Consider the following 24,422-nt stretch of genomic DNA (forward strand, 5'->3'; position numbering starts at 1 on the left):
CGCCGGGATAGTCGACGATGGTGTATGCCTGCCAGGTGCGGTAGCCGACCCCGAGGCGCCCGGAGATCATCTCGGCCGACACCACACAGATCCAGGCCACACCGATGCCCACCGACAGACCGCTGAACACGCCCGGCAGACTGCCCGGCAGCACCACCCGCAGCAGCACATCCCAGCGGCTGCCACCGAGGGTTCGCACCGATTCCTCCCAGATGGTGGGCAGTGCGTGCACCGCGTGCCGGGTGCTGACCATGATCGGGAAGTATGCGGCGAGAAAGGTGATGAATACGATTCCCGACTCGTCGCTGGGGAACAGCAGAATCGCTACCGGCACGATCGCGATCGCCGGAATCGGGCGGGCCAGCTCGGTGAGCGGGCCGAGGATGTCGGCGAACCACCTCGAACGACCCAGCGCAATCCCGCTGGCTACACCGAGCACGGCCGCGAGGCCGAAGCCGGTCAGAATGCGGATCAGGGATTGGGCGAGATCGAGCCAGTAGGTGCCGGTCTGCAGTTGTGCCCCGAGTCGGTCGACGACCTGTGTCACGGTCGGCAAGGTGTCGAATCGGACCCAGATGCGAATGTGATTGGCGGTCAGTACCTGCCATGCGCCCAGGGCGACCACCACCGAGGCGATCCGCACCAGGCGAGAACTCCGGACCCGCTTGCGTGCACTGCGTTCGAGCGTCGGTTCCGCCGCGCCCACCGCGGTCTCGGGCGCTGTGGTGAGGGTCGTGGTGCTCATGCGCGCACCTCGTTCACGGCCTGATCGAAGCTCAGGACCACGGCATCGGGATGCGCGGTCCGGTATCGCTGCACCGCGCTGGGGGTGATGAACGGCAGGTAGGTGTCACCATTGCGCACCCACTGCGCCTTGTCCGCGAACCAGCGGGTACCGAGTTCGGCGTCGGGGACGTAAGCGGCGCGGACCTTTTTGCCTTGTGCGCGACCATGTTTCACGGCGCGCAACAGTGCGGCCGGGTCGGCTGCCGGCTGTGCCTCGGCGGCACCATCGAACCAGACCTCGCCCGCGGTCGCCGGATCGTCGACCTGGTTCCCGCTGATCGGGTCGGTACCGGCCACCGGGGCGGGATTGGCGAAGTTCGATACCGCGGCGTCGTAGTCGAGCCCGCGTTCGGCGAAGACTTTGCGCAGCGGGGCATCGTCGACGAAGGAGTCGATATCGAAATCGGCGAAATCGCCGATGGACTTCAAATAGGGGACGTCACCCTTGAATGCCTCGATGAGCTGCGGCTTCAGCGGGGTGTCGAACGAGGTCCCTCCGGGTCCGTTGTAGAGGTAGACGACTTCCGGCGGCAGTCCGGAGTTGTCGGCCACCAGCTGCGCGGCCTCGGTGGTTCCGCATGCAGGAAGTCCGTGGCGTCGATTTGGGCCTGCAGAAATGCATCGAGTACCTCGGGATGAGAATTCGAATAAGCACGGCGCGCGACCACACCATGGAAGGTCGGGACATCGAGTTCCGCGCCGTCGTAGAGGAGTTGGGCCTTGTTCTGGAAGACCAGTAGCCCGGGCCAGGCCACGAACTGGGACAAAGCCTGCACCTGACCGGATTCGAGCGCCGAAGCGCCGATCTGTGGTTGCTGATTCAGTACTTCCACGCCGTGCGCGGGGTCGATATTCGCTCGGCTCAAGGCCTGCCGGAGGGTGCCGTCACCAGCGGAGCCGACGCTGGCCGACACCTTCTTGCCGGCCAGGTCGGGCAGGGACGTCGCGGTCGACTCCGGTGCGGTGACGACCATATTCAGCGACCCGTGCGGCTGGTAGCCGGTGATCGATACCAACTCCGTGGCCGCGCGTTCGACGGGAGAGGTCCGGGAACCGTTGATCAACAACGGATAATCTCCCATCGAACCGATATCTATCTTCTCGGCGACCATCTGGGCGGTGATCGGTGCGCCGGTATCGTAATCCTGCCATTCGACCCGATATTCCGGCCCGCCGGCCGCGGTCAGATCGTTCAAGCGTTTCTCCAGGAAACCCTTGGCGCGCAGCAGAGTACCGGCGGTGACGGTATTGATCGTTTTGGACTGATAGCCGACGACGACGCGGACGGTATCGCCGGAGCCGGTGTCCTCGAGCGAGCATCCGGCCGCCAACGTCGCGATGAGTGCGGCGGCGAGTATTCGGGCACGGCGGTACTTCATGGTTTTCCCCAGAGATTCGGCGCAACGAGGTTCAGCGCAGCAGATACGGCATATTCACGGAGACAGCACCGGTGGGACAGCGTGCCGCGCACGGCCCGCAATACCAGCATTCGTCGACATGCATGTAGGCCTTGCCGTTGTCCGGGTTGATCGCCAGTGAATCGAGCGGGCAGATCTCCACACACAGGGTGCATCCTTCGATGCACAGCGATTCATCGATGGTTACCGGGACATCAGCCCGCTGATCGACCGACGCCATGGTGGCTCAGCCTCCAATCGTTACCTTCGGTGGTTCGGAACAAGCTGTCGCGCAGCGTGATTCGATCGCCCCGCATCCGGATGTACTCCAGATCGACCGGCCGGCCGTCGGCGAGGTAGGTGAGTCGCTCCAGGAGCAGTAGCGCGCTGCCTTCGGGCGCCTGCAGGGTCGCGGCGCTGTGGATATCGGCGGTGATCGCCTCCACCGCCAGGTCGGCCTGGCCGAGCGGCCGGCCACCGATCTGTTCGATCAGGGCGAAGATGTCCTGTGATCCCAGATCACAGTCGAGCACCTGTTCGCCGATGTCGGGGGCCAAATAGGTGTGGTCCAGGCTCAGTGGCAGATCACCCAGATAGCGCAACCGCTCCAGGTAGACCACTGTTTCATCGGTGCCGAGCCCGAGCCGGCGTGCGACGGCCGGCGGTGGGGTGAGGCGCAGTGCGGCGCGCACCTCGTTGCGTACCTCGCCGTGTCCGCGCAGGGTTTCCTTGAGTCCGCGCAGGCTGTCCAGCCCGTGATCGTATTTCCGCTGCGCCACGTAGGTGCCGACCCGTGGCACCCGGCCGACGAGTCCTTCATCACGTAGCAGGGCCAGCGCCTCACGGACGGTATTGCGCGAGATCGAGAATTCGGTGGCCAGTTCGGTTTCGGTGGGGAGTGGGTCGGGGCACTGGCCGCAGTGGATCTGCTGCCGCAGCAGATCGGCGACCTGCCGGGCCCGATCCGCCTTGCGAATGGTTGCCGGGTTCGCCGTCATCTGCACCTCCTCACGCTTGTGACCTGCGATTCGGCGAGCGTAATGGCGGGCGGCGGCGTTCGTTGCTCGCTCGCCCGGCGCCCGCGCGGGCAAGGAATCGTTTGCGCCACCCGCCCATCGGATGGACCTGGCGTGATGATGTGATGGACGGTGAATGCGCCACCCGGCGCCCGGTAGCGCCGCCTTGAAATCAGGGTGAGCGCAATTGCATCCTGACCCGTTCTCTGGCGCGCGACAGAATCGTGATGTTACCTTTGTGAACATGCCCACCAGTCGCTCGAACCGCGCAAAGGTCACCTACGTGACCGTGGCGCTCGGTGTGCGGCTGCCGCGGCAGCGGGAACTGTGTTGTTCCTGGCCGCGCAGCTGAGACCGCTCCAGTCGTTCATCAGTCGACCCTTTCCGGGCCCCTCTCACTGCCTTGTTGCCGTTGTAGATCTCTCCGCGAAATAGCTGGACACATGTCCGGTCGTGGATGTTGAACAAGGAACACACCATGACGAGCCCCGCCCTAGAACGCCCGTCCCGAACCGTACGCCCGGCCCGTGGTGTACCTCGTCCGGTGGTCGCGCCGGAACTACGGATCAGTGACAACCCCGCCGCCATGGTCCTGCGGGCCGCTACCGCCGGGCCGATATTTCGTGATAATGCCGCTCGGACAACGGGTTTGAGTATTGCCACGGTGAATCGTCAAGTTTCGGCGCTGCTTACCGCGGGTCTGTTGCGAGAGCGCGCCGATCTCACCGCATCCGGAGCCGTCGGCCGTCCTCGGATTCCGTTCGAGGTGGAAACCGATCGTTTCGTCACCGTCGGGGTGCATATCGGTGCCAATCTCACCCGTATCGTGGCCGCGGATCTGTCCGGGCGCATCCTCGGCGGTCTGGAGATCGCCACCCCGCAGGCCGCGCAGGATGCCGCGATCACCATCATCGCGCGCAGTGCGAAGGCATTCCTGGATCGGCTGCCGCGCCGCCGCCCGCTGTGGGTCGGTGTGGCATTGGCGGGGCGGGTCGATCCGGTCGCCGGTGTGGTGGATCATCCCCGGCTGGACTGGCATTCGGCACCGGTCGGCTCGATCTTCGGCACCGTGCTGGACCTGCCGGTATCGGTCGCCGCCCATGTGGAGGCGATGGCTGCCGCGGAACTACTGCTCACCGGGACGAGCCAGGAGCGCACCGGCGCGGCGGAACGTCCGGGAAGCAGCCTCTACCTCTACGGCCGTGAAACCGTGGGTGTCGCGGTGACACTGCACGATCGGGTGTACACGCCGGCCAACGGTCCGGGTTCCATCGCGCATCTGCCGACCGGCTCCGAAGTGGAATGCTCCTGCGGCCGGCGTGGCTGCTTGGAGGCCACGGTCGGGGAGGCAGCGGTGCTGGCACGCGCGGTACGTGCAGGCGTGGTGCCCCGGCGGGAGGCACCGCGCAAACCGGTAATCGCCGATCTGTACCGGGCCGCCGACCAAGGGTCCGAGCAGGCGCGGTCCATACTGTTCGAACGGGCCGAAATCCTCGGTCGCACCGCCTCTCTGGTGCGGGACATGTTCAACCCGGACCGGGTGGTACTGGGTGGGCAGGCCTTCACCGGGTACCGGCCGGCCCTGGAACGGGTCGTACGCTCGTTCGGCGAGTCCACCACGCTGGCGCCGACCGATCTGCGCATCAGTCGATTCGGGGGCCGGGTGCAGGAGCACGCGGCGGCGGTCACCTCGCTGAGCGTCTGCTACGCCGACCCGCTGTCGGCGCTGCGCCGGTCCACCCGCGCGCCGCGCTGAGCGGCGGGCGGGCACCGGCCCGCATCAGTGCCTGGAATCGCTCGCGGTGGTGAACAAGCCCTGCAGTGCGGTGATGAAATACGGGAACTGCCCGGCGAATCGGTGCAGATTGCGATCCTGGTCGAAGCCGGCGAACCAGTACAGTCCGGCCTGCCGGTCCGCACTCGGGTCGAGATCGCGGAAGGTCCGGATCCAGTTGTCGGTCCGGCCACCGATGATCGTGAACGGCAGTGCGCGGGAGAACAGCATCTCCCGGCTTGCCGCGGCGATCTCCTCCGGGCGCTGGGCATCGAGGCCGTTCTGCAGCGCCTTCACCTGCGCGGCCAGCGCCCGGCCCGCGGCGGTCCGCGCCGGGAGGTAGCGGCCCAGCATCAGCATGGCCGCGCCACCCAGCGCGACGGCCACCCCGACCAGCGCATAGCCACCCGAGATCGCCAAGCCGACCGTCGCCGCCACACCGACCACCAGCAGGACGACGCCCAGCCAGAACGCGAGGCCGCGGCGGTCGTGGTCGGTCAGAGTGCCGCGCGCAAGCGCATCGGCACGCAGCGCGGCCCGGATCGGCTCGGCGGACAGGCGGCCGGGGGCGCGCAACTCCGACATCAGCACCGCATCGGTCCCGTCGGGTAGCAGTGCGGCGTACACCTGCTTCTCGTACTCACGCAGTTGGTCGTCGACGGCGTTCACCCGGGTGATGCGCCAGTCCGAATCGCCGGCCGGGGCGATCCACAGATATCGGCGCACCGCCAGATCCACCACTGTCGCGGCGATATCGACCGCGTCGGAGGATCCGTCGAGCAGCAGCCCGGCCTCACCGGGCAGCACTCCTTCCGGCGAAACGAATTCCGCATTCCTGCCACTGCGCTGCACCGGATCCAAGGTTGCCGAGGAGGTGAGCGCCGCGGCGTCCTGCCGGCGTGCCCACATGAGATATCCGCCGAAAGCGGCCAACGCCAGCAGCAGCAGACCGAAGGAGACGAGTACCGGTGCGGTCACCGCGAACGGGCCGGAACCGCGCCCCTCGGTGATATCGGCATTGGCCTGCACGGTCCCCGGGGGCATCTGCAAACTCACGTCCAGGGCGTCACCCTTGTGCAGATTCTCCTCGTGCATGGTGAGTACGCCGTCGGGCTCCACCCGTGCGTCGTTGCACTTGCGGGTGCTACCCGCGGCGCCGACCGTGCAGTCGACGATGCCCATCCGGTAACTGGGGCTGATGATCGAACCGTCGAACGAGGCCACATCGGTGTTCAGCAGCCCACTCCAGTGGAACAGCTGGGTACCGGGCGCATCGCTGACGGCGCCGTGCACCGTGTACGCGAATGTGGACTCGCCCGGTGGCGCATCCACACTGAACACCTCCTGCGCGGTCTCGGCCTTACCGGGACCGGTCGTGGAGATATCGGTGACGCTGAAGCGACGTTCCCCGCCTTCGCCGTGGGCGACCCGCAGCGGAATCGCCATATGGAACTGCCCACCCGGCGGGACCTGGACGGTTTCCTCGACCTCGAGCAGACCGTCCTCGCTGAGTTTGATGTCCGCGACGATCGATACCCCGGCCGGTTCCTGCGCCTGCGCGGACGGCGCCGCGGCGAAAATTCCCGCCGCTGTCAGCAATAAGGCGCCGAATGCGCCCCCCCGAAAGTTCAGCATGGGCCCATACCTTAGCGGGGAGGTTCGGCGCGAAGCAGTCCGAAAGTGCACACCGCGACCCGCTCCGCTGCTTGCTATCCTGCCTCCGGGCCTGTCGTACGTGCGGATGAACAAGGGGGAGGGCGGGGGAGTGAGTCGACCACCGTATGGGCCCGGCCCGAATATGCCCGGCGGACCACCCGATCCACGCTATGGGCAACCGCCCGGATATCGCCCCGCACCACCGCCCGGCTACCCACCGCCGCCCGGATATGGGCGACCGCCCGGCTACCCGCCGCCGCCTGGTTACGCACCGCAGCCCGGTTACGCACCGCCGCCGGGGTTTCCGGCTGCACCGCATCGACCACCGCCGGGATATCCGGCACCGCACTCACATCGACCGCCACGGTTTGCTCCGGGGCATCGCGCGCCGATCCCACCGCCACGCCCGTACGGTCCCGCGGGTTCTCGTCCGCCGCAGCGTAAAAGCGGTGGTGGCGGCAAGTTCGCCGCGGTACTGGTGGCGCTCGTGGTCGTGGTGGTCGCGGGCATGATCCGCGCCGCGGTCGGTAACGGACTGCACGACGGCGAGGGCTCCGGCTTCAAGTACGGGCCGGACGAGACAGCCTCCGGCGTGCAGGAAACCGCGACGAATCCATTGGTGACTGCGCCGGGTTCGCCGCTGAGCCCCGCCCAATGCCCCTACACCCCCTGGGGGACGGAGGTCGATACCGCCCGCGCATTCTTCGCCGGCGCCGCCGATTGTCTCGCCGCCGCGTGGAAACCCGCATTCGAGGCCGCCGGACTCGACTTCGTCGCGCCGGAGCTCAGCGTCAGCGCTTCGACCGAGGGGATCACCACGCCGTGCAGCGGGTCGAGCAGTAATTTCGCGGCCTTCTACTGTGGCGCCAACCAGACGATATACATGCCGATCAGCCAGTTGCAGACCGATATCTTCGGTACCCACTGGGAGGTCTACCTGTCGGTCTTCGCGCACGAGTACGGCCACCACATCCAAGCGTTGTCCGGAATTCTCAGCGCCGCTAACAAGGAGCGCGGCCGGACCGGACGCTACAGCGACACCGGACTGGAACTCTCGCGCCGGATCGAATTGCAGGCCAACTGCTTCGACGGAATGTATTTCGCCTCCTCGACCGGCGGGCGTTCGCTGACCCCGATCCAGGCGCAGAATGCCCGCACCGATGCCTACGGTCGTGGCGATACCGCGGGTGACATGCGCAGTCACGGCACAACCGAGAACGCCGGCAACTGGTGGAGCGCCGGATTCGACCAGAACCTGACGGTGCAGTGCAATACCTTCACCGCGCCCTCGGGGCAGGTGAACTGATCGAATATGGCGCCGCCGAGAAATACACCGCCGCCGGGTAATCCGCCGTCCGGAGGACGGCCACCACACCGACATCCGCCCGGAGCGCCGGGATACGGACCGCCACCCGGGTACCGGCCGCCGCCCGGCTATGCACCGCCACCCGGGTACGGACGGCCACCCGGCTACGGACCACCACCGGGATACGGACCACCGCCCGGCTATCGCCCGCCGCCGGGCTACCCGCCGCCTTACGGTGCGCCCCTGCCGCCGCCCGGGATGTACCCCGCCGGTCCGAATCTGCGCCCGCTGCCGCCGCCCGGCTATCACGGGCGCCCCTATCCACCACCGAAATCCGGCAGCGGGTGGGGCACGGCCTTCGCGGTCCTGCTGGTTGTCGCGATGGTGGGCGGCCTGGTCGGCTTCGCCACCCTGGGCGGACACGACAATTCGTCTGCGGCGTACACGACATCCACGCCCAGCTATACGTATTCGACGCCGAGCTCGTCGAGTGCCGGCGCCGATCCGACGACCACCACCGCCTATCCGTCGCCCACCCGGACGACGACGCGCTATCGGATCACGACCACGGTGCCGCCGAAACCTGCTGGACCACAACCGGTTGTCGCGACCGCGACCAATCCGCTGTTCAGTGATCACAACTCCGGTCTGATCAATATCGTGTGCGATTATCCGACCTGGGGTGCCGACGTCGCCTCGGCCCGAGCGTTCTTCACGGCGGCCACCTCATGTCTGGACCGGATGTGGACACCGGTCCTGCAGGCGCAGAACCTGCCCTCCGACACGCCGTCGGTCAGCGTCACGGCCACCGGTGCGGAAGCGATCTCCCCCTGTGGCAGCTCGGGTGGAAGCTATGCCGCGTTCTACTGCTCGGTGAACGACACCATCTACATGCCGCTCGACCATATCCAGACCGAGATGTACGGCGACCGCTGGGCCATATACCTCGCGGTGTTCGCCCACGAGTACGGCCATCATGTGCAGGGCATCACCGGGATCGCCGAGCGAGCGCACTCCGACCGGTACCAGGCCGGAACCTATTCGCCCACGGGCCTGGAGTCCTCACGCCGGCTGGAACTGGAAGCGCAATGCTTCGGCGGGATGTTCATCACCTCCAACGAGGCAGCGGGAACGATCGCCGGACCCGACGCGGCTTTCGTGCGGCAGGACAACTTCGGGCGCGGAGACGACAACTCCGATATCCGTGATCACGGCACCAACGACCATTACGGCGCCTGGTACGCACAGGGCGAGGACAACAACCGCACCTGGATGTGTAATACCTGGGCCGCGTCGTCGGACGCGGTGTCCTGACCGGCAGTCGTCAGCGGGTCTCCCGCACCTGCGCCAACCAGCGCGCGCCCTCGTCGGGACTCGGAGTGCCACCCATGATGTCGAGCACCGCGTGCCCCAGGCAGGCGGCCGCCATCACCCGGTCGGCGATGACCTCGACGTCACCCCACGGGAGATACGGCTTGGCGATCACCAGCGAGACGATGCCGTGCGCCGACGACCACATTTCCAGCACCATCGGCATCGGGTCGCCCGCGGCGAATACGCCGGAATCCATCGCCTCCTGCACCGTTTCGGAGAACCGTTGGAACGCACCACTTCCGAGCACCTGATCGACTGCGCTCGGACCTTCCCCGATGGAGGAGGTAGCGACGCGGTACTGCCCCGGATGTTGCAGGGCGAACCGCACATAGGCCATGCCCTGGTCGCGCAGCCGGGTGATGGGTGAGGTATCGGGGTCGCCGGCGGCGGCGATCGCAGCGTCGAGTTCTTCGAAAACCTCCGCGACCGCGGCGTCGATCAGTTCGTCCTTGTCGGCGAAGTGCCGGTAGATCGACGGCGCGGTCACCCCCACCACCTTGCCGACCTCCCGAATCGACACTGCGTCGGCATTCCCGTTGCGCGCCAGCAGTTCGCGGGTGGCCGCGAGAATCTCCGCACGCAGTCCGGGCCCGGAACCGCGCGCCGATCGGGGACGCCGCGGGCACATCATCGTCGTCCCGCGGGCTCGCGTAGGCGCACCGCTGTCGCCTCGGTGTTGTCGGAATGCTCAGTGAGACCGAACCTTTCGTGCCAGCGAGCCAGTGGGCCCGGCGCCCACCAGTTCGCGCGGCCGATCAGGCGCATCAGAGCAGGTACCAGCAGCATGCGGATAACGGTAGCGTCGGCGAGCACGGTGATGGTCAAACCCAGCCCGAACATCTGCATGAACGACACCTGCGAGGTGATCATGGCACCCAGCACGATGGCCATCAGCAGGGCGGCCGCGGTGACGATCCGGCCGGTGCGCGCCACGCCCACCGCGACCGAATGTTCGTTGGCGGCAGCGCTGCGATCGGAGGCCAGCCAGGCCTCACGCACCCGGGACAGCAGGAATACCTCGTAATCCATCGACATGCCGAAGGCCAGGCAGAACATCAGAATCGGCATGGTCGGTACCAGGAATCCGGTGGGGGTGAAGCCGAGTAGATCGGCGAAATGCCCCTCCTGGAATATCCACACCATCATGCCGAACATGGCGGTCAGCGACAGCGAATTGATCACCACGGCCTTCAGCGGCAGCACCAGACTGCCGGTGAACAGGAACAGCACCACGAACGTCGCGAGGGCGATCAGGGCGATCGCCAACGGAAGCTTGGCACCCAAGGCATGCAGGGAGTCGACATTCATCGCCGCCGCCCCACCGAACAGGGCGGGCGCGGGGGCAGGCACCTCGCGCAGCGCCTGCAATTGCTCCTTCGCCTGCGGGGAGAACGGATCGAGAGTGGAGGTGACCGTGAGGTATTGGCCGCTGTCATTGGCCATACCCGGTGGCGCCTGGCCCATCCGGGCACCCGAGACGTAGACACCGCCGCTGGAAAGTACCGCGCTCACCCCGTCCACCTTCGACAGCGACTCGGCGTAGCCGTCGACGACCGCCGGATCTTCCGAGACGCCGGGGAGCACGATGGTGGTACCGGTTCCGGAATCGACGGCCGGGAATTCCTCGCGCAGCACATCTCCCACCGCGCGGCTGGCGTGCCCTTCGGGCAGTACCCGGTCGTCGGGATAGCCGAATTTCACGCCGAGGAACGGTGCGCCGACGGCCAGCAGTACTGCGATGATGGCGATCGACACCGGCACGGCGCGGCGCATCACCCAGGTGACCGTCCGGTACCAGGCGGTCTTCTCCTCCGGCTTCGGTGCGGGCTCCGGCCGGCCGGTCAGCCTGCGCAGCGCAGTACGCAGATTCCACGCGTTGATCCGGTCGCCGAGCAGCACCAATGCCGCCGGCAGGATCACGATCGAGGCGAGTGCGGCGGTCGCCACCACCGCGACGCCCGCATAGGCGAACGATTTCAGGAAGTACATGTCGAACACGGCCAGCACCGCCAGCGCGAGTGCCACGGTCAGTGCCGAGAACAGGACGGTCCGTCCGGCGGTCTGCACGGCGCGCACCGCGGCCGCCTCATGGGTCGCGCCCGTGGCCAATTCCTCGCGATACCGGCTGACGATGAACAGGCTGTAGTCGATCGCCAGTGCCAGGCCCAGCGCCGTGGTCATATTCAGCGCGTAGATCGAGACATCGGTGAACAGGGTGAAGCCGCGCAGCAGCGCGAGTGTGCACAGGATGGCGAAGACGCCGACCGCCAAGGGCAGCGAGGCGGCGACCACGCTGCCGAAGACCAGGATCAGCACGACGGCGGTCAGTGGAACCGCGATGCCCTCGGCCATCGCCAGATCCTTGGTCACCTGGCTGTTCACATCGTGGTAGATCGCCGACAGCCCGCCCGGCCGCACGGTGATTCCCGCGGGCGTGTCCGCCAGGTTTCCGGCGATCTCGCCGGCGGCTCGCTGCGCCTTGTCGTCGCCCCCGGTGAGGTAGGCCATGATCAGCGCGCTCTTACCGTCGGTACTGCGCAGCGCCGCGGCCTGCTGCGGTGGACTGGTCCAGTAGGACCGCACGCCCACGGCGTCGGTGCGCGCGCTCAGACGTCCGGTGACCTCGGTCGCGGTCGCCCGCGCCGCCGCGGTGTCGACACCGTCCTCCGATTGCACCAGCAGCACCAGATTGGGCTCGGCACCGTCGAATTCGTCGGCGACGAGGCTCGCGGCCCGGGTGGATTCGGAGTTGTCGGAGGTGAAGCCGCCGGCCTGCAGGCGATCGGTCACGGTGGCGCCGAAGCCGCCGCAGAGCAGTGCGAGCGCGAGGGCGGCGAGTAGCACCCGTTTCGGATAGCGGGTGGCGAGCCGTGCGATTCGGGTCAGCATCGGTGCTCCTCGGTGCAGATAGGTAACGCCGTTATCGTAACGCTGTTACCTAACCTGGACGCAAGGCCCGATGCCGAGAAATGTGGTGTTCCAGATCACCGAATGTGCGGTGCGGACTACTCGGGTCTGCGTGCCCGCCTGGTCAGGGCATGGCGTCCGCGTGGGCCCGGGACGGGGAGATCGTTCTCGACCGCGAGCCACTGCGCGGTGATCAGCCAGTGTTGCTGGGCGCGCAGATCGGCGGTGTCGGCGAAGATGCGGCGTCCGCGGCCGTCACGGAGTTCGCGGGCGACCACCGACCACTGAGGTGGATGCCGGTGTTCGGTCCGGTGGTCGTCCAGGAAGCCGGCCAGCAGCGTGCCGATCGTGTTCACCGGCTGCCGGGAGACGCGGTCGCCGTAGCGCGCGGAGTAGAACTGCCGCGCGGCACACAGCGATCGGGGGCTGGCGTCGTAGGCGATCCAGCCGGCGCGCTGAGTCCGCTCCACTAGCCGGAGATGTTTGATCGCAGGAGGTGCGACGTCGCCGACCCGTTGCCGGATGAGGGTGAGTACCGGTTCGGCGCTCAGAATATCGCGCCGGGTGGGCCCGATTCCGTGTGTGTGCCGATAGTTCTGGGTGAGTTCGGCGAGCAGTCGGCCGAATTCGTCGACACTGCGCTGCGCCCGCCGGCCGAGCCCCTCGATGCGTTCGGATTCGGCGCGAATCCGATTCTGTGTGATCAGTGTGTGGATCGCCGGCAGGGTGGGCACCTGGCCGCGGTCGAGCAATTCGAGAATTGCGTCCGAAGTAGCCGGATCGGCCGCCGCCGATACCGGCAGCGAATCGCGGTTGCGGGAGAAATCGCGCGGGCTGATGGCGCGGCTGAGTAGGTCGGTGGCGGCGGGATTGCCGGCGAATTCGGTGTAGGAGAGCCAGGCGGTGGCGATGTCGTCGCAGGACGGCATGGTGTCACACCTCCGGAACGATCCGATCGTTGCTGTGGCGAAACATTGTTGTGCCCCGGCCGGGATGAGGGACCGACCGGGGCGACCAACCTGATGAAGGTTTGGCTACCGAAGTTGCCGAAATCAACGGTATCCAGACGATTGCGGCGGCGGCCAACCCATTGACGTAATCGTTACGTCCTGAAAATCGTTGTCGATCGGGGATCGAGTTCATACTTTCGGCCGCGCACCTGGTGTGCGCCGAAATTGCTCGGCGATTTGCCTGGAAACCGAATTGTGCTATCCGGCAATAATGTTGATCCAGTCGGTTGTTCGGGCAACGAACAAGTGACCAGGATGTATGTGATATGGATCACTGTTTAATCGGCGTCATCTCCGTGCACGCCGATCGCCACGGTACCGGGTGCGCGAATGGATAGCTGTCGGTGCGCGCCGGTACCCTCGGGCCGTGGCTCTGTACCGGAAGTATCGACCGGCAACCTTCGCCGAGGTAGTGGGGCAGGAGCACGTCACCGATCCGCTGAGTACCGCGCTCGACACCGGCAGGATCAGTCATGCCTATCTGTTCTCCGGCCCGCGAGGTTGTGGCAAGACGTCCTCGGCGCGCATCCTGGCGCGCTCGCTGAACTGTGTCGAGGGACCGACCTCGCGTCCGTGTGGCGTGTGCCCGTCGTGTGAGGCGCTCGCACCGGGCGGGTCGGGCAACCTCGACGTGATCGAACTCGACGCCGCCAGTCACGGCGGCGTGGACGATACGCGTGAACTACGCGACCGCGCCTTCTACGCACCGGCGGAATCGCGCTACCGGGTCTTCATCGTGGACGAGGCCCATATGGTCACCACGGCCGGCTTCAACGCGCTGCTCAAGATCGTCGAGGAACCACCGGCGCATCTGATCTTCATCTTCGCCACCACCGAGCCGGAGAAGGTGCTGCCGACCATCCGGTCGCGCACCCATCACTACCCGTTCCGGCTGCTGCCGCCGGCCACCATGCGTGGTCTGCTCGGCACGATCTGCGACCAGGAACAGGTCCGTGTCGAGGAATCGGTCTACCCGCTGGTGATTCGCGCGGGCGGCGGATCACCGCGCGACAGCCTGAGTGTGCTGGATCAGTTGCTGGCCGGTGCGGGGCCCGAGGGTGTCACCTATCCGCGCGCGCTGGCCCTGCTCGGGGTCACCGATATCGCTCTGATCGACGAGGCGGTCGACGCCCTCGCCGCAGACGACGGCGCAACCCTGTTCGCGACGGTCGACCGGGTGGTCGAGGCCGGGCACGACCCGCGGCGCTTCGCCACCGACTTGCTCGAACGCATTCGCGACCTGATTCTGCTGCGCGCGGTACCCGATGCGGCCGAACGAAACCTGGTCACCGGCCCCGGCGATGTCATCGCCCGCATGTCCGCCCAGGCCGATCGGATCGGTGCGGCCACGCTCGCGCGCTACGCGGAACTGTTGCACGAGGGCCTGGGCGATATGCGCGGGGCAACCGCACCGCGCCTGCTGCTCGAGGTCGTCTGCGCGCGCATGCTGCTGCCGGGTGTTTCGGAGGCCGAATCCGCCACCTTGCAGCGGCTGGAACGCCTGGAACGCCGGGTCGAGTCGGGCGCAGTCCCTGCCGCTGGGGCGGTACAGGCGCCCGCCCAGGCGGACCGCGAGCCCGCTCCTTCCGCACCGGTGGGAGGAGCGCCCGCCGCATCCCGCCCGTCGGGTGAACCACGCCGCCGTGGCGCGGAAGTACTCGCAGCCATGCGCGAACAGAAGAACGCGGCACCGCATCCCGCGCAGCGGGCCCAATCACCGACCGGCCCGCAACAGTCCAGGCCACAACCGGCGCCGGACACCGGAGCCGCACATCCTGATTTGCCGGCAGTCGCAGGGCCGCCGGAATCCGGTGCTCCCGCCGCGAACTCCGAACGGACCGCGTCCGATGCCGCCCGGCCCGCCGCCGATGCCGAACGGGATGCTCGCGGTACCGAAGAGACTGTGGCCGATGCCGATCGGACCGACGTCCGCGCCGAGCGGACTGCGGAGAACCCCGTTCGGTCTGATTCCGATGCCGAACGGAACAGTTCAGGTGCCGAGCAGCAGGCCCGTGGCGCCGCACGGCCCGGTGTCGATGCCGAACAGGACCCCGTCGAACAGGCTGCCGCCGATGCTGTTCGGACCGGCAGCGGGTCCGAACGGACTGCTTCCGGCGCGAAGCATGCCCCGGATTCCGAACGGACTGTTTCCGAAGCCGGGCGGCCCGCCGACGATGCCGAACGGATGGGTAAGGCCGCCGAACGGCCCGCGTCTGATGCCGAACGCGCCGATCATCAGGCTGAGGGGGCCGCGGCCGATGCTGTTCGGATCAGTGGTGAGGCCGAACGGCGCAATGCCGACTCCGTCCCGAGTGGTGCCGATGCCGAACAGGCCGATCGGCGTGCCGAGCGGGCTCCTGATGCCGAACGGACTGTAGGCGAATCCGGTCGGCCTCCTGGGGAGTCCGAACGGACCGTTGACGCAGCTGAACGGACTATCGACGCCGGCCGCGCCGGATTCGAGTCCGAACGACCCGCGGCCGAGGCCGGACAGCCTGCTCCCGATGCCGAACCGATCACTGAGGCCGCCGAACGGCGTGCTCATGATGTCGACGAGCGCGTGGCCGATGCCGTTCGGACCGCTGGTGGGGTGGAACGGAGTGCAGCGGCCGGCGAGCGCCCCGCCGCGGATGCCGAACCGGCTGCGGTGCAGGCCGTGCCGACCGGTGATGGGGGTGAACGGGCGGCTTCCGAGTGGAATGGCGCGTCCGATCGACACGGTGAGGACTCCGAGCGGGCTGCCGGTTCGCCGATCCGGGCACCCGAGTCGAGCCCCGCCGAGCCGAGTGCCGCCGGGGCGACGGACACCCCGGGCGGTGGCGCGGAGGTTGCTGGTGCGGCCGGTGGCGATGTCCTCGGTGAGGTCGAAGGCGCGTGGGCCGATATCCGGGCGAAGGCCCGGGAGTCCGCCGCCACGCTGCATGCATTGTTGTCGGCCGCGGCGCCGGTGCGGGTGGAACAGGACACCATCGTGTTCGCGCACCCGCATGCGCCGCTGGCCGAGCGGTTGTCCGGGCCGGGGAATATCCAGGCGCTGCAGCAGGCGGTGGTGGCCGTGCTCGGCCGGGCGTACAGCGTGCGCTGGGAGGTCGGGTCGGCCACCGGTTCCGCAGGCTCGCGAGGGCAGGGCAGCGGCGCGGCCGAGAAACCCGCGCGCGGTGGTGAGCGCTCCCCGGCGCGCGGCGGTTCCGGGCAGGCACCACCGCGGTTCGTGCGGCCCAGTCAGGCGCAGGCGCAGTCCCCGGAGGGGGAAACCCGGAGCGGTGCGGCCGATGCGTGGGGCAGCGGTGGTACGGACGGCGCCGGGGCGGGACCCGGGCGCCGGGACAACACCGGTCAGGCTCCGCGGCGGGAATTCCACCCGCCCCGGGGCGGATCTCACGGCGCTCACGGTGCCTCCGACGACGATATTCCACCGCCCGAGGCGCCGGACTATCCGGACGATCCCGGGCCTCGGGACTACTCGCCGGTAGGTTACGACGGTGTCCCACCTGCGTTGACGCCGGAGGAAGAGCAGGAGATGCTCGCGGAATCCGCGCGCCCGGTTCCTCCCGAGCAGCGCCGCGACCCTGATGAGGTGGCCTTGGAGTTGCTGCGAACTGAGTTGGGTGCCACACAGCTGGGTGGTTGACAGCCACCCGTCATCCTGCGTTAAGTTAACCGGAGTTCGCATCCCGCTGTACTATGAACGGGTGGTCGTCAGCACCTGCGCGACGAGGTTCTATGGTGGGCCCAGGCATACGGGCTCCCCGGAGCGTGCGTGGGCCGGTGCGTGTCGGCGTTTGTACAGCGTTATGCGCTCGGTGTGCCCGGAAGGAAGGTTCGTTCGACCTCGAGGGCCCGCCGGTGTGGTGAGTCGCTGCCGGCTCACCGGGATCGAACACGGTCGGTCGGATGGCCGGTCGGCACCTTTAAGGAAGGAAACACTCCGATATGACCACAGAGGCCTACATTTTCGAGGCCATCCGCACTCCGCGTGGCCGCAACAAGAAGGGCTCGCTGCACTCGGTCAAGCCGATCGATCTGACGACCGGTCTGGTCCAGGAGCTGCGCAACCGCTTCCCGAACCTGGATGAGGATCGGATCTCCGACATCATCCTGGGTGTCGTCTCGCCGGTCGGAGACCAGGGCGCCGATATCGCGCGCACCACCGTGCTGACCGCCGGCCTGCCCGACACCGTCGGTGGTGTGCAGATCAACCGCTTCTGCGCCTCCGGCCTCGAGGCCGTCAACATGGCCGCGCAGAAGGTTCGTTCCGGCTTCGAGGACCTGGTCATCGCCGGTGGCGTCGAGTCCATGTCGCGGGTGCCGATGGGCACCGATGGCGGTGCGCTGTTCACCGACCCGGCCACCAGCTACGACCTCTACATCGCCCCGCAGGGCATCGGTGCCGACCTGATTGCCACCATCGAGGGCTTCTCCCGCGAAGATGTCGACGCGTTCGCGGCGCGCTCGCAGGAACTGGCCGCCCAGGCCTGGACCGGCGGCTACTTCGCCAAGTCCGTCGTTCCCGTGAAAGATATCAATGGCCTGACCGTCCTGGACCGCGACGAGCACATGCGTCCGGGCACCACTGTCGAGGATCTCGGCAAGCTCAAGCCGTCCTTCGCCGGAATCGGTGAAATGGGTGGCTTCGACGCGGTGGCGCTGCAGAAGTTCCACTTTGTCGAGCAGATCAACCACGTCCACCACGGTGGCAACAGCTCGGGCATCGTCGACGGTGCCGCGATGGTGCTGGTCGGTTCCCAGGAAGCGGGGGAGGCATCCGGTTTGACCCCGCGCGCCCGCATCGTCGCCACCGCCACCAGTGGCGCCGACGCCACCATCATGCTCACCGGCCCGACCCCGGCCGCGCACAAGGCGCTGGCCAAGGCCGGTCTGTCGGCCGAAGACATCGATCTCTACGAGATCAACGAGGCCTTCGCCTCCGTCGCGCTGAAGTTCCAGAAGGATCTGAAGATCCCGGACGAGAAGCTGAACGTCAACGGCGGAGCCATCGCGATGGGCCACCCGCTCGGCGCCACCGGCGCGATGATCACCGGCACCATGGTCGACGAGCTGGAGCGCCGCAACGCCCGCTACGCCCTGGTGACCCTGTGCATCGGCGGCGGCATGGGTGTGGCCACCATCATCGAGCGCGTCTGATTCTCACCCTTCACATTCTCCAGGAGAACGAAAAACTATGACAGAGAACATGATCGGCTGGGAAAAGGACGCCGACGGCATCGTCGTGCTGACCATGGACGACCCGAACCAGGGTGCCAACACGATGAACGAGCTCTACAAGAGCTCGATGCACGCCACGGTCGAGCGCCTGGTGGCCGAGGCCGACGACATCACCGGTGTCGTCATCACCTCCGCGAAGAAGACCTTCTTCGCGGGCGGTGACCTCAAGAACATGATGCAGACCACCGCGGAGAACGCTCCCGACATCATGGAGGAGCTCACCAGCATCAAGGCCGACCTGCGTCAGCTCGAGACGCTGGGCAAGCCGGTCGTCGCCGCGATCAACGGCGCCGCGCTGGGTGGCGGCCTGGAGATCGCGCTGGCCACCCACTACCGCGTCGCCGCCGATATCAAGGGTGTGCAGATCGGCCTGCCCGAGGCTTCGCTGGGCCTGCTGCCGGCCGGCGGTGGTGTCACCCGCATCACCCGCATGCTCGGAATCGCCGACGGCCTGATGGGCGTGCTGTTGCAGGGCAACAAGTTCAACGCCCAGAAGGCCAAGGCCAAGGGCCTGATCAACGAGACCGTGGGCAGCGTCGACGAGCTGGTCCCGGCCGCCAAGGCCTGGATCAAGGCCAACAAAGATGACGCCAACGCTGCCGTGCAGCCGTGGGACCGCAAGGGCTACCGTATGCCCGGTGGTTCGCCGTCGAGCCCGTCGCTGGCCGCCAACCTCCCGGCGTTCCCGGCCAACCTGCGCAAGCAGATCAAGGGCCAGAACATGCCGGCTCCGCGTGCCATCATGGCCGCGGCGGTCGAGGGCGCACAGGTCGACTTCGACAACGCCTCGCTGATCGAGTCGCGCTACTTCGTCTCGCTGCTCACCGGCCCGGTCGCGAAGAACATGATCCAGGCGTTCTTCTTCGATCTGCAGCACATCAACAACGGTGGTTCGCGCCCCAAGGATGTGCCCAAGCGTGAGATCAAGAAGGTCGGCGTGCTCGGTGCCGGCATGATGGGCGCGGGTATCGCCTACGTCTCCGCGAAGGCCGGCTTCGAGGTCGTGCTCAAGGACATCTCGCAGGAGAATGCCGATCGCGGCAAGGGCTACGCCGTCAAGATCGAGGAGAAGGCGCTCTCGCGTGGCAAGACCACCGAGGAGAAGTCCAAGGCGCTGCTGGACCGCATCCACCCGACCGCCGATCCCAAGGATCTGGCCGGGGTGGACTTCGTGGTCGAGGCCGTCTTCGAGAACCCGGATCTGAAGGCCAAGGTCTTCCAGGAGATCGAGGACGTCGTCGATGCCGACGCGGTGCTGGGTTCCAACACCTCCAGCCTCCCCATCACGCTGCTGGCCAATGGTGTGAAGCGGGCCGAGGACTTCATCGGCATCCACTTCTTCTCCCCGGTCGACAAGATGCCTCTGGTGGAGATCATCAGGGGCGAGAAGACCTCGGACGAGGCGCTGGCCCGGGTGTACGACTACACCCTCGCGATCCGCAAGACCCCGATCGTGGTCAACGACAGCCGCGGCTTCTTCACCTCTCGCGTCATCGGCACGTTCATCAACGAGGCCATCATGATGCTCGAGGAGAACATCGACCCGCAGAGCATCGAGCAGGCCGGTCTGCAGGCGGGCTACCCGGCCGCGCCGCTGAAGCTGAGCGATGAGCTCAACTTCGAGACCATGCAGAAGATCTTCAAGGAGACCAAGGAGGCCGCCGAGAAGGAGGGCCAGAAGATCTCCGAGGCGTCGCTGGCGTCGGGTCGCGTGGTCGACACGATGATCGACAAGTACAACCGCAAGGGCAAGCTGCACGGTGCCGGCTTCTACAACTACGTCGACGGCAAGACCGCCGGCCTGTGGGAGGACCTGCGCAGCACCTTCGATTCCAAGCAGGATCTGCCCGAGGGCGTCACGCTGCAGGATCTGAAGGACCGCATGCTGTTCGCCGAGGCCATCGAGACCCAGAAGTGCTTCGACGAGGGCGTGCTGACCAGCACCGCCGACGCGAACATCGGCTCGATCTTCGGCATCGGCTACCCGGCCTGGACCGGTGGTGTGCACCAGTTCATCGTCGGTTACCCCGGCGGCACCGCGGGCTTCGTCGCCCGTGCCGACGAGCTGGCCGCGAAGTTCGGTGAGCGCTTCCAGGTGCCTGCTTCGCTGCGCAAGTAGCGTCGAGTCGCCTGCTCGGTGTACGGCCCGGACCATGCTGTGGTCCGGGCCGTCACGCGTTTTCGGGCCGGGCCGGTACCGACCGCCCGGAGACGGCTGGTCGCGGGCCCTGGATCAGGGAATCGGCCCGTTCGGCGATCGTGCGCGCTACGTTGGAGTCAGGCGGAGAGCGTTCGAGGTGGCCACATGAATCCACAACCGGGCAAGGTCCGCAGTACCGATACCGCTGCCGGGGAATCCCCCGCGCAGGATTCCGGTGTCTCCGGGGAATCCGGAGAACCGGGGAAGAATACCGAGCGCCACCAGCCGATCGACATCGCCGGCGAACTCGAGGCGATGGGGTTGTTCGACGCGCGCGAGATCGGCCGTGGCGGATTCGGCATCGTATTCCGCTGTGCGCAGCGGGCATTGGATCGCATCGTGGCGGTGAAGGTGCTGTCCTCCGAGATCGATGAGGAGAGCCGGGAGCGGTTCCTGCGCGAGGAACATGCGATGGGCCGGTTGTCCGGCCATCCCAATATCGTCGATGTGCTGCAGGTCGACGTGACGCCCAGTGGGCTGCCGTTCATCGTGATGCCGTATGCGGCGCACGGGTCGCTGGAGCAGTTGGTGCGCGATCACGGCCCGTTGAGCTGGTCGGATACCGTGCGGGTGGGGATCAAGCTGGCCGGCGCGATCGAGAGTGCGCACCGGGTGGATGTGCTGCACCGGGATGTGAAACCGGCGAATGTGCTGCTGAGTCGCTTCGGCGAACCGCAATTGACCGATTTCGGCATCGCCCGGATTCCCGGCGGGTTCCAGACCTCCACCAATATGATCACCGGTTCGCCGGCCTTCACCGCCCCCGAGGTACTGAAGGGGGAGGAGCCGACGGTCCGCTCCGATGTCTACGGTCTGGGCGCCACTCTGTTCGCGCTGTTGACCGGCCACGCCGCATTCGAACGCCGCTCCGGTGAGCGGGTCGTGGCGCAATTCCTGCGAATCACCACCCAACCCGTCCCGGATCTGCGTGAACAGGACATCCCGGCCGATGTGGCGGCCGTGATCGAGGCGGCGATGGCGCCCGACCCGGAGGAGCGCCCGGCCTCCGCGCTGGAATTCGGTCAGGCATTGCGGACGGTGCAGATCGCGCACGGTGAGAGCCCGGACGATATGGCCCTGCCCGATGGTGACCTCGCGGACGGGCAGTCACACCGGGCCGGCGGTGGCACCCCCTCGCTCACCTCACGCCGCCGCCGCTCGGTTTCGGGACTGCCCGCGCTCCGCAGTGGCGGGCTGCCTGCGCTGCCGAATGCCCGCCCGCCGGCACTGCCGGACGCCGGCCCACCCACGGTCGCGCAGCCGGCCACCCTGCCGCCGACGGCCGCGACGAAATTTCGTCCACCCACCCCGGCACGGGAGCCTCTCACCCGGCCCCGGCTCCTCGACACCCTGCGGGCGGGCGGGCGCCGCCGCCTGGCGGTGATCCACGCTCCGGCCGGTTTCGGCAAGAGTACGGTCGCGGCGCAGTGGCGCGCGGACCTGTCCAGGCACGAGATCCCGGTGGCGTGGATCGGTCTGGACCGCGACGACGACAACGAGGTGTGGCTGCTGGCCCACCTGATTCAGGCCATTCGCCGAGTGGCGCCGGAAATCGGTACCGGGCTCGAAGAAGTGCTCGAGGAGCGTCCGGCCGAGGCCGTCGGTTACGCGATCACCACGCTGATCGACGAGGTACACAGCGGGGGCGAGACGATCGTGGTGGTCGTCGAGGACTGGGACCGGATCGCCGACGACGGCGCGCGCAGAGTTCTGGATACGTTGCTGGACAACGGTTGTCATCATCTGCGTTTCGTCGTCACGACCCGGGACCAGGACGGGTTGCCGCTGAGCCGGATGCGGGTGCAGGACGAGCTGGTCGAGATCGACAGTAACGAACTGCGGTTGACTCTTGCCGAGACCCACGAAATCCTGGTGGAGCACAACAACTTCGACCTCACCGACGAACAGGTCGAGCAGATTCACACCGCCACCGACGGCTGGCCCGCCGCCATCCAGCTGGTGAGTTTGTCGCTGCGGGCCGAGTCCGGTGAGCAATGGGATGCGGCCCGGCTCATCACGCACCTGACCGGCGGGAATCAGGCGATCCGCGACTATCTGGCCGAGAATGTGCTCGCGGGCCTGGAACCGCGGATGCTCGAATTCCTGATGTCGATCTCGGTGGTCGAGAAGCTCGACGGTGGGCTCGCGGCGGCTCTCAGTGGTGAACTCGATGCCGCGCAGCTGCTGGAACAGGCGCAGCTGCGCGAACTGTTCGTCACTCGGGTCGAGCACGATCCCGAGTGGTTCCGCATCCAACCGCTGTTCGCCGAACAACTGCGCGCCCGGCTCGAGCGTACTCATCCGGGGAAGGTGAAGGTACTGCACCGCAAGGCCTCTCGCTGGTACGCCGAGCATCAGCAGCTGCGCAAATCGGTCGATCATGCCCTCGCCGCCACCGATCTGAAACTGGCGGTGGATCTGGTCGAGAACGGCGGTATGGATCTGATCGACACCTCGCGGCTGGCCACATTGCTCGGCACCGTGTCGAAACTGCCGGTCCAGCAGGTGACTTCGCGGTCCAAGCTGCTGATGGCGCTGGCGCGGGCCAATGTGAATCTGCAGCAATCGCACGCCGCACGCACCGCGCTGGGCCGGCTGTCGAGCATGCTCGCTCGCTCTCCTTCCGATGCGGACATCGTGAGTCAGCGCTGCGAAGCCGCGGTGCTGGCCGCGGCCGACCTGGTCGCTCGCGACCGCACCGACGGTGTGCTGGACAAGGTGCTGCCCTGTGTGGAGCGCGCCGACGACCTGCCGCCGTGGACCGTGTCGACGGCAGCGAATCTGCTGTCGTTCGTACGACTGTGCGATATCGATTTCAGTGGTGCGCTGGCGGTGCAGGAGTGGGCCGCGCCGTATCACGCGCGCTCGAAGGATCCGCTCGGGGTGGTGCTCGGGCTGCTCAGCAAGGGTGCGGTCGCCTATGAGCAACTCGAGGTGGACGCTGCCACCGCGAGTTTCGACAAGGCGTGGCGAATCGGCAGACAACGGTCCGGTCCACGCTCCCATGCGGTGGGAGTGTCGGCGGCGCTGCTGGGGGAGCTGGCCTATCGGCGCGGCGATCTGGACACCGCCGATCGGCTGCTCGAACAGAGCCATCAGCTTCCGGCCCGGGTCGGCGCGGTGGACTTCACCATCACCACGTTCGTGGTGGGCGCACGGGTCAAAGCCGCACTCGGCGATCTCGAAACCGCGCGGGCCCGCTTGGACGAGGGCGCTCGGATGGCCGGTGAACGCAAGTTACCGCGGATGGCGGCCCATATTCGCGCCGAACGGCTGCGCCTCGGGCCGGCGGAGCTGCCCCTCGGGCCGGATCCGGTGCCGTCCAGTCTGCGGCACGGTTCCGGAATCGCGGCGCTCACCGCGGAAGCCGAGGAGACGGCGGCGGTGCGATTGCTGCTCGCGCGTCATTACCGCGGAATGGACGGGGTGGGCGCCGAGGCCGAGGGGATCGAATCGGCGGTGAAGCGGGCCCGCGCCCTCTACGGCAGGATGATCGAGCAGTCCCGTCCCCGTGCGGAATTGGATGCCGCCCTGCTGCTCGCCGAATGTCTGTCGGTGGCCGGCTGGAACGGTGAAGCCATCACCGCGCTGCTGCCGGTGCTGGATCGGTGTGCCCGGTTGGAGTGGACCAGACCGCTGCTCGATGCCGGCCCGGAGGTGCGGCGCCTGCTGCAGTCGTTGCACGACGATGTGCTGCTGACCGGCGAGCAGACCGGCTCGTTCGCCATACCCCGGCCGTTCCTGAACTCGCTACTGCGGTAGCGCTGTCG

13 protein-coding genes and 2 pseudogenes are annotated in these 24,422 nt (G+C 67.3%); 7 read left to right on the forward strand and 8 right to left on the reverse strand.

Going from position 1 to position 24,422, the window contains the following annotated elements; genetic code table 11:
* From NV2_RS06890 to NV2_RS06905, 4 genes and pseudogenes are all read right to left on the reverse strand, one after another.
* Nucleotides 1-745 (reverse strand): ABC transporter permease (locus tag NV2_RS06890; protein ID WP_157102782.1); only part of this gene is annotated, 745 nt, incomplete at its 3' end.
* Nucleotides 742-2,165 (reverse strand): annotated as a pseudogene (locus NV2_RS06895) (ABC transporter substrate-binding protein). The pseudogene NV2_RS06895 and the gene NV2_RS06890, both read right to left, overlap by 4 nt.
* Before the next feature lie 31 nt (nucleotides 2,166-2,196).
* Nucleotides 2,197-2,424: a 4Fe-4S dicluster domain-containing protein gene (locus NV2_RS06900; protein ID WP_067870713.1), complete on the reverse strand. Its 228-nt coding sequence runs from the start codon at nucleotides 2,422-2,424 to the stop codon at nucleotides 2,197-2,199.
* Entirely contained in the window at nucleotides 2,399-3,181 is a 783-nt protein-coding gene (locus NV2_RS06905) for a GntR family transcriptional regulator (protein ID WP_157102783.1), read from the reverse strand. The genes NV2_RS06900 and NV2_RS06905 overlap by 26 nt, the downstream gene beginning before the upstream one ends.
* Nucleotides 3,182-3,677: 496 nt before the next feature.
* Between NV2_RS06905 and NV2_RS06910 the strand changes: the two genes are divergently transcribed.
* Entirely contained in the window at nucleotides 3,678-4,955 is a 1,278-nt protein-coding gene (locus NV2_RS06910) for an ROK family protein (RefSeq protein ID WP_067870898.1), read from the forward strand.
* Between the two features lie 24 nt (nucleotides 4,956-4,979).
* Here NV2_RS06910 and NV2_RS06915 read toward each other — a convergent pair whose 3' ends face one another.
* Nucleotides 4,980-6,608 carry a DUF2207 family protein gene (locus NV2_RS06915; RefSeq protein WP_067870715.1) on the reverse strand — a complete coding sequence of 543 codons (1,629 nt, stop codon included), beginning with the start codon at nucleotides 6,606-6,608 and terminating at the stop codon, nucleotides 4,980-4,982.
* A 499-nt stretch (nucleotides 6,609-7,107) separates the two neighbouring features.
* Here NV2_RS06915 and NV2_RS06920 point away from each other — a divergent pair, with 499 nt between their 5' ends.
* Together NV2_RS06920 and NV2_RS06925 are read left to right on the forward strand one after the other, a co-directional pair.
* Nucleotides 7,108-7,935: a neutral zinc metallopeptidase gene (locus NV2_RS06920; RefSeq protein WP_157102784.1), complete on the forward strand. Its 828-nt coding sequence runs from the start codon at nucleotides 7,108-7,110 to the stop codon at nucleotides 7,933-7,935.
* Nucleotides 7,936-8,193: 258 nt separating this feature from the next.
* Nucleotides 8,194-9,249, forward strand: coding sequence for a neutral zinc metallopeptidase (locus tag NV2_RS06925; protein ID WP_084474057.1), 1,056 nt, complete (start codon nucleotides 8,194-8,196; stop codon nucleotides 9,247-9,249).
* Nucleotides 9,250-9,259: 10 nt separating this feature from the next.
* Here the strand turns inward: NV2_RS06925 and NV2_RS06930 are convergent, their stop codons facing one another.
* The 3 genes from NV2_RS06930 to NV2_RS06940 form a co-directional block, all read right to left on the reverse strand.
* A complete protein-coding gene (locus NV2_RS06930; RefSeq protein WP_067870716.1) occupies nucleotides 9,260-9,940 on the reverse strand; it encodes a TetR/AcrR family transcriptional regulator in 681 nt (226 codons plus the stop codon).
* Entirely contained in the window at nucleotides 9,937-12,198 is a 2,262-nt protein-coding gene (locus NV2_RS06935) for an MMPL family transporter (RefSeq protein ID WP_067870717.1), read from the reverse strand. Before NV2_RS06935 ends, NV2_RS06930 begins: the two co-directional genes overlap by 4 nt.
* Nucleotides 12,199-12,314: 116 nt before the next feature.
* Complete coding sequence (locus NV2_RS06940; RefSeq protein ID WP_067870718.1) at nucleotides 12,315-13,145, reverse strand: hypothetical protein; 831 nt, start codon at nucleotides 13,143-13,145, stop codon at nucleotides 12,315-12,317.
* 448 nt (nucleotides 13,146-13,593) lie between these two features.
* Here NV2_RS06940 and NV2_RS30685 point away from each other — a divergent pair.
* The 4 genes and pseudogenes from NV2_RS30685 to NV2_RS06960 form a co-directional block, all read left to right on the forward strand.
* Nucleotides 13,594-15,321, forward strand: a pseudogene (locus NV2_RS30685) (DNA polymerase III subunit gamma and tau); the annotation flags it as partial.
* Nucleotides 15,322-17,159: 1,838 nt separating this feature from the next.
* Entirely contained in the window at nucleotides 17,160-18,371 is a 1,212-nt protein-coding gene (locus NV2_RS06950; RefSeq protein WP_067870719.1) for an acetyl-CoA C-acetyltransferase, read from the forward strand.
* Between the two features lie 37 nt (nucleotides 18,372-18,408).
* Entirely contained in the window at nucleotides 18,409-20,571 is a 2,163-nt protein-coding gene (locus tag NV2_RS06955; protein WP_067870720.1) for a 3-hydroxyacyl-CoA dehydrogenase NAD-binding domain-containing protein, read from the forward strand.
* A gap of 186 nt (nucleotides 20,572-20,757) precedes the next feature.
* Entirely contained in the window at nucleotides 20,758-24,414 is a 3,657-nt protein-coding gene (locus NV2_RS06960; RefSeq protein WP_084474059.1) for a serine/threonine-protein kinase, read from the forward strand.
* Nucleotides 24,415-24,422 lie beyond the last annotated feature (8 nt).

It is taken from the genome of Nocardia vermiculata NBRC 100427 (assembly GCF_001613265.1).
GTDB lineage: Bacteria > Actinomycetota > Actinomycetes > Mycobacteriales > Mycobacteriaceae > Nocardia > Nocardia vermiculata.

Coding starts and splice junctions, on each gene's coding strand:
- NV2_RS06900 (WP_067870713.1), bottom strand. CDS start 2,424: ATGGCGTCGGTCGATCAGCGGGCTGATGTCCCGGTAACCATCGATGAA.
- NV2_RS06905 (WP_157102783.1), bottom strand. CDS start 3,181: ATGACGGCGAACCCGGCAACCATTCGCAAGGCGGATCGGGCCCGGCAG.
- NV2_RS06910 (WP_067870898.1), top strand. CDS start 3,678: ATGACGAGCCCCGCCCTAGAACGCCCGTCCCGAACCGTACGCCCGGCC.
- NV2_RS06915 (WP_067870715.1), bottom strand. CDS start 6,608: ATGCTGAACTTTCGGGGGGGCGCATTCGGCGCCTTATTGCTGACAGCG.
- NV2_RS06925 (WP_084474057.1), top strand. CDS start 8,194: ATGTACCCCGCCGGTCCGAATCTGCGCCCGCTGCCGCCGCCCGGCTAT.
- NV2_RS06930 (WP_067870716.1), bottom strand. CDS start 9,940: ATGATGTGCCCGCGGCGTCCCCGATCGGCGCGCGGTTCCGGGCCCGGA.
- NV2_RS06935 (WP_067870717.1), bottom strand. CDS start 12,198: ATGCTGACCCGAATCGCACGGCTCGCCACCCGCTATCCGAAACGGGTG.
- NV2_RS06940 (WP_067870718.1), bottom strand. CDS start 13,145: ATGCCGTCCTGCGACGACATCGCCACCGCCTGGCTCTCCTACACCGAA.
- NV2_RS06950 (WP_067870719.1), top strand. CDS start 17,160: ATGACCACAGAGGCCTACATTTTCGAGGCCATCCGCACTCCGCGTGGC.
- NV2_RS06955 (WP_067870720.1), top strand. CDS start 18,409: ATGACAGAGAACATGATCGGCTGGGAAAAGGACGCCGACGGCATCGTC.
- NV2_RS06960 (WP_084474059.1), top strand. CDS start 20,758: ATGAATCCACAACCGGGCAAGGTCCGCAGTACCGATACCGCTGCCGGG.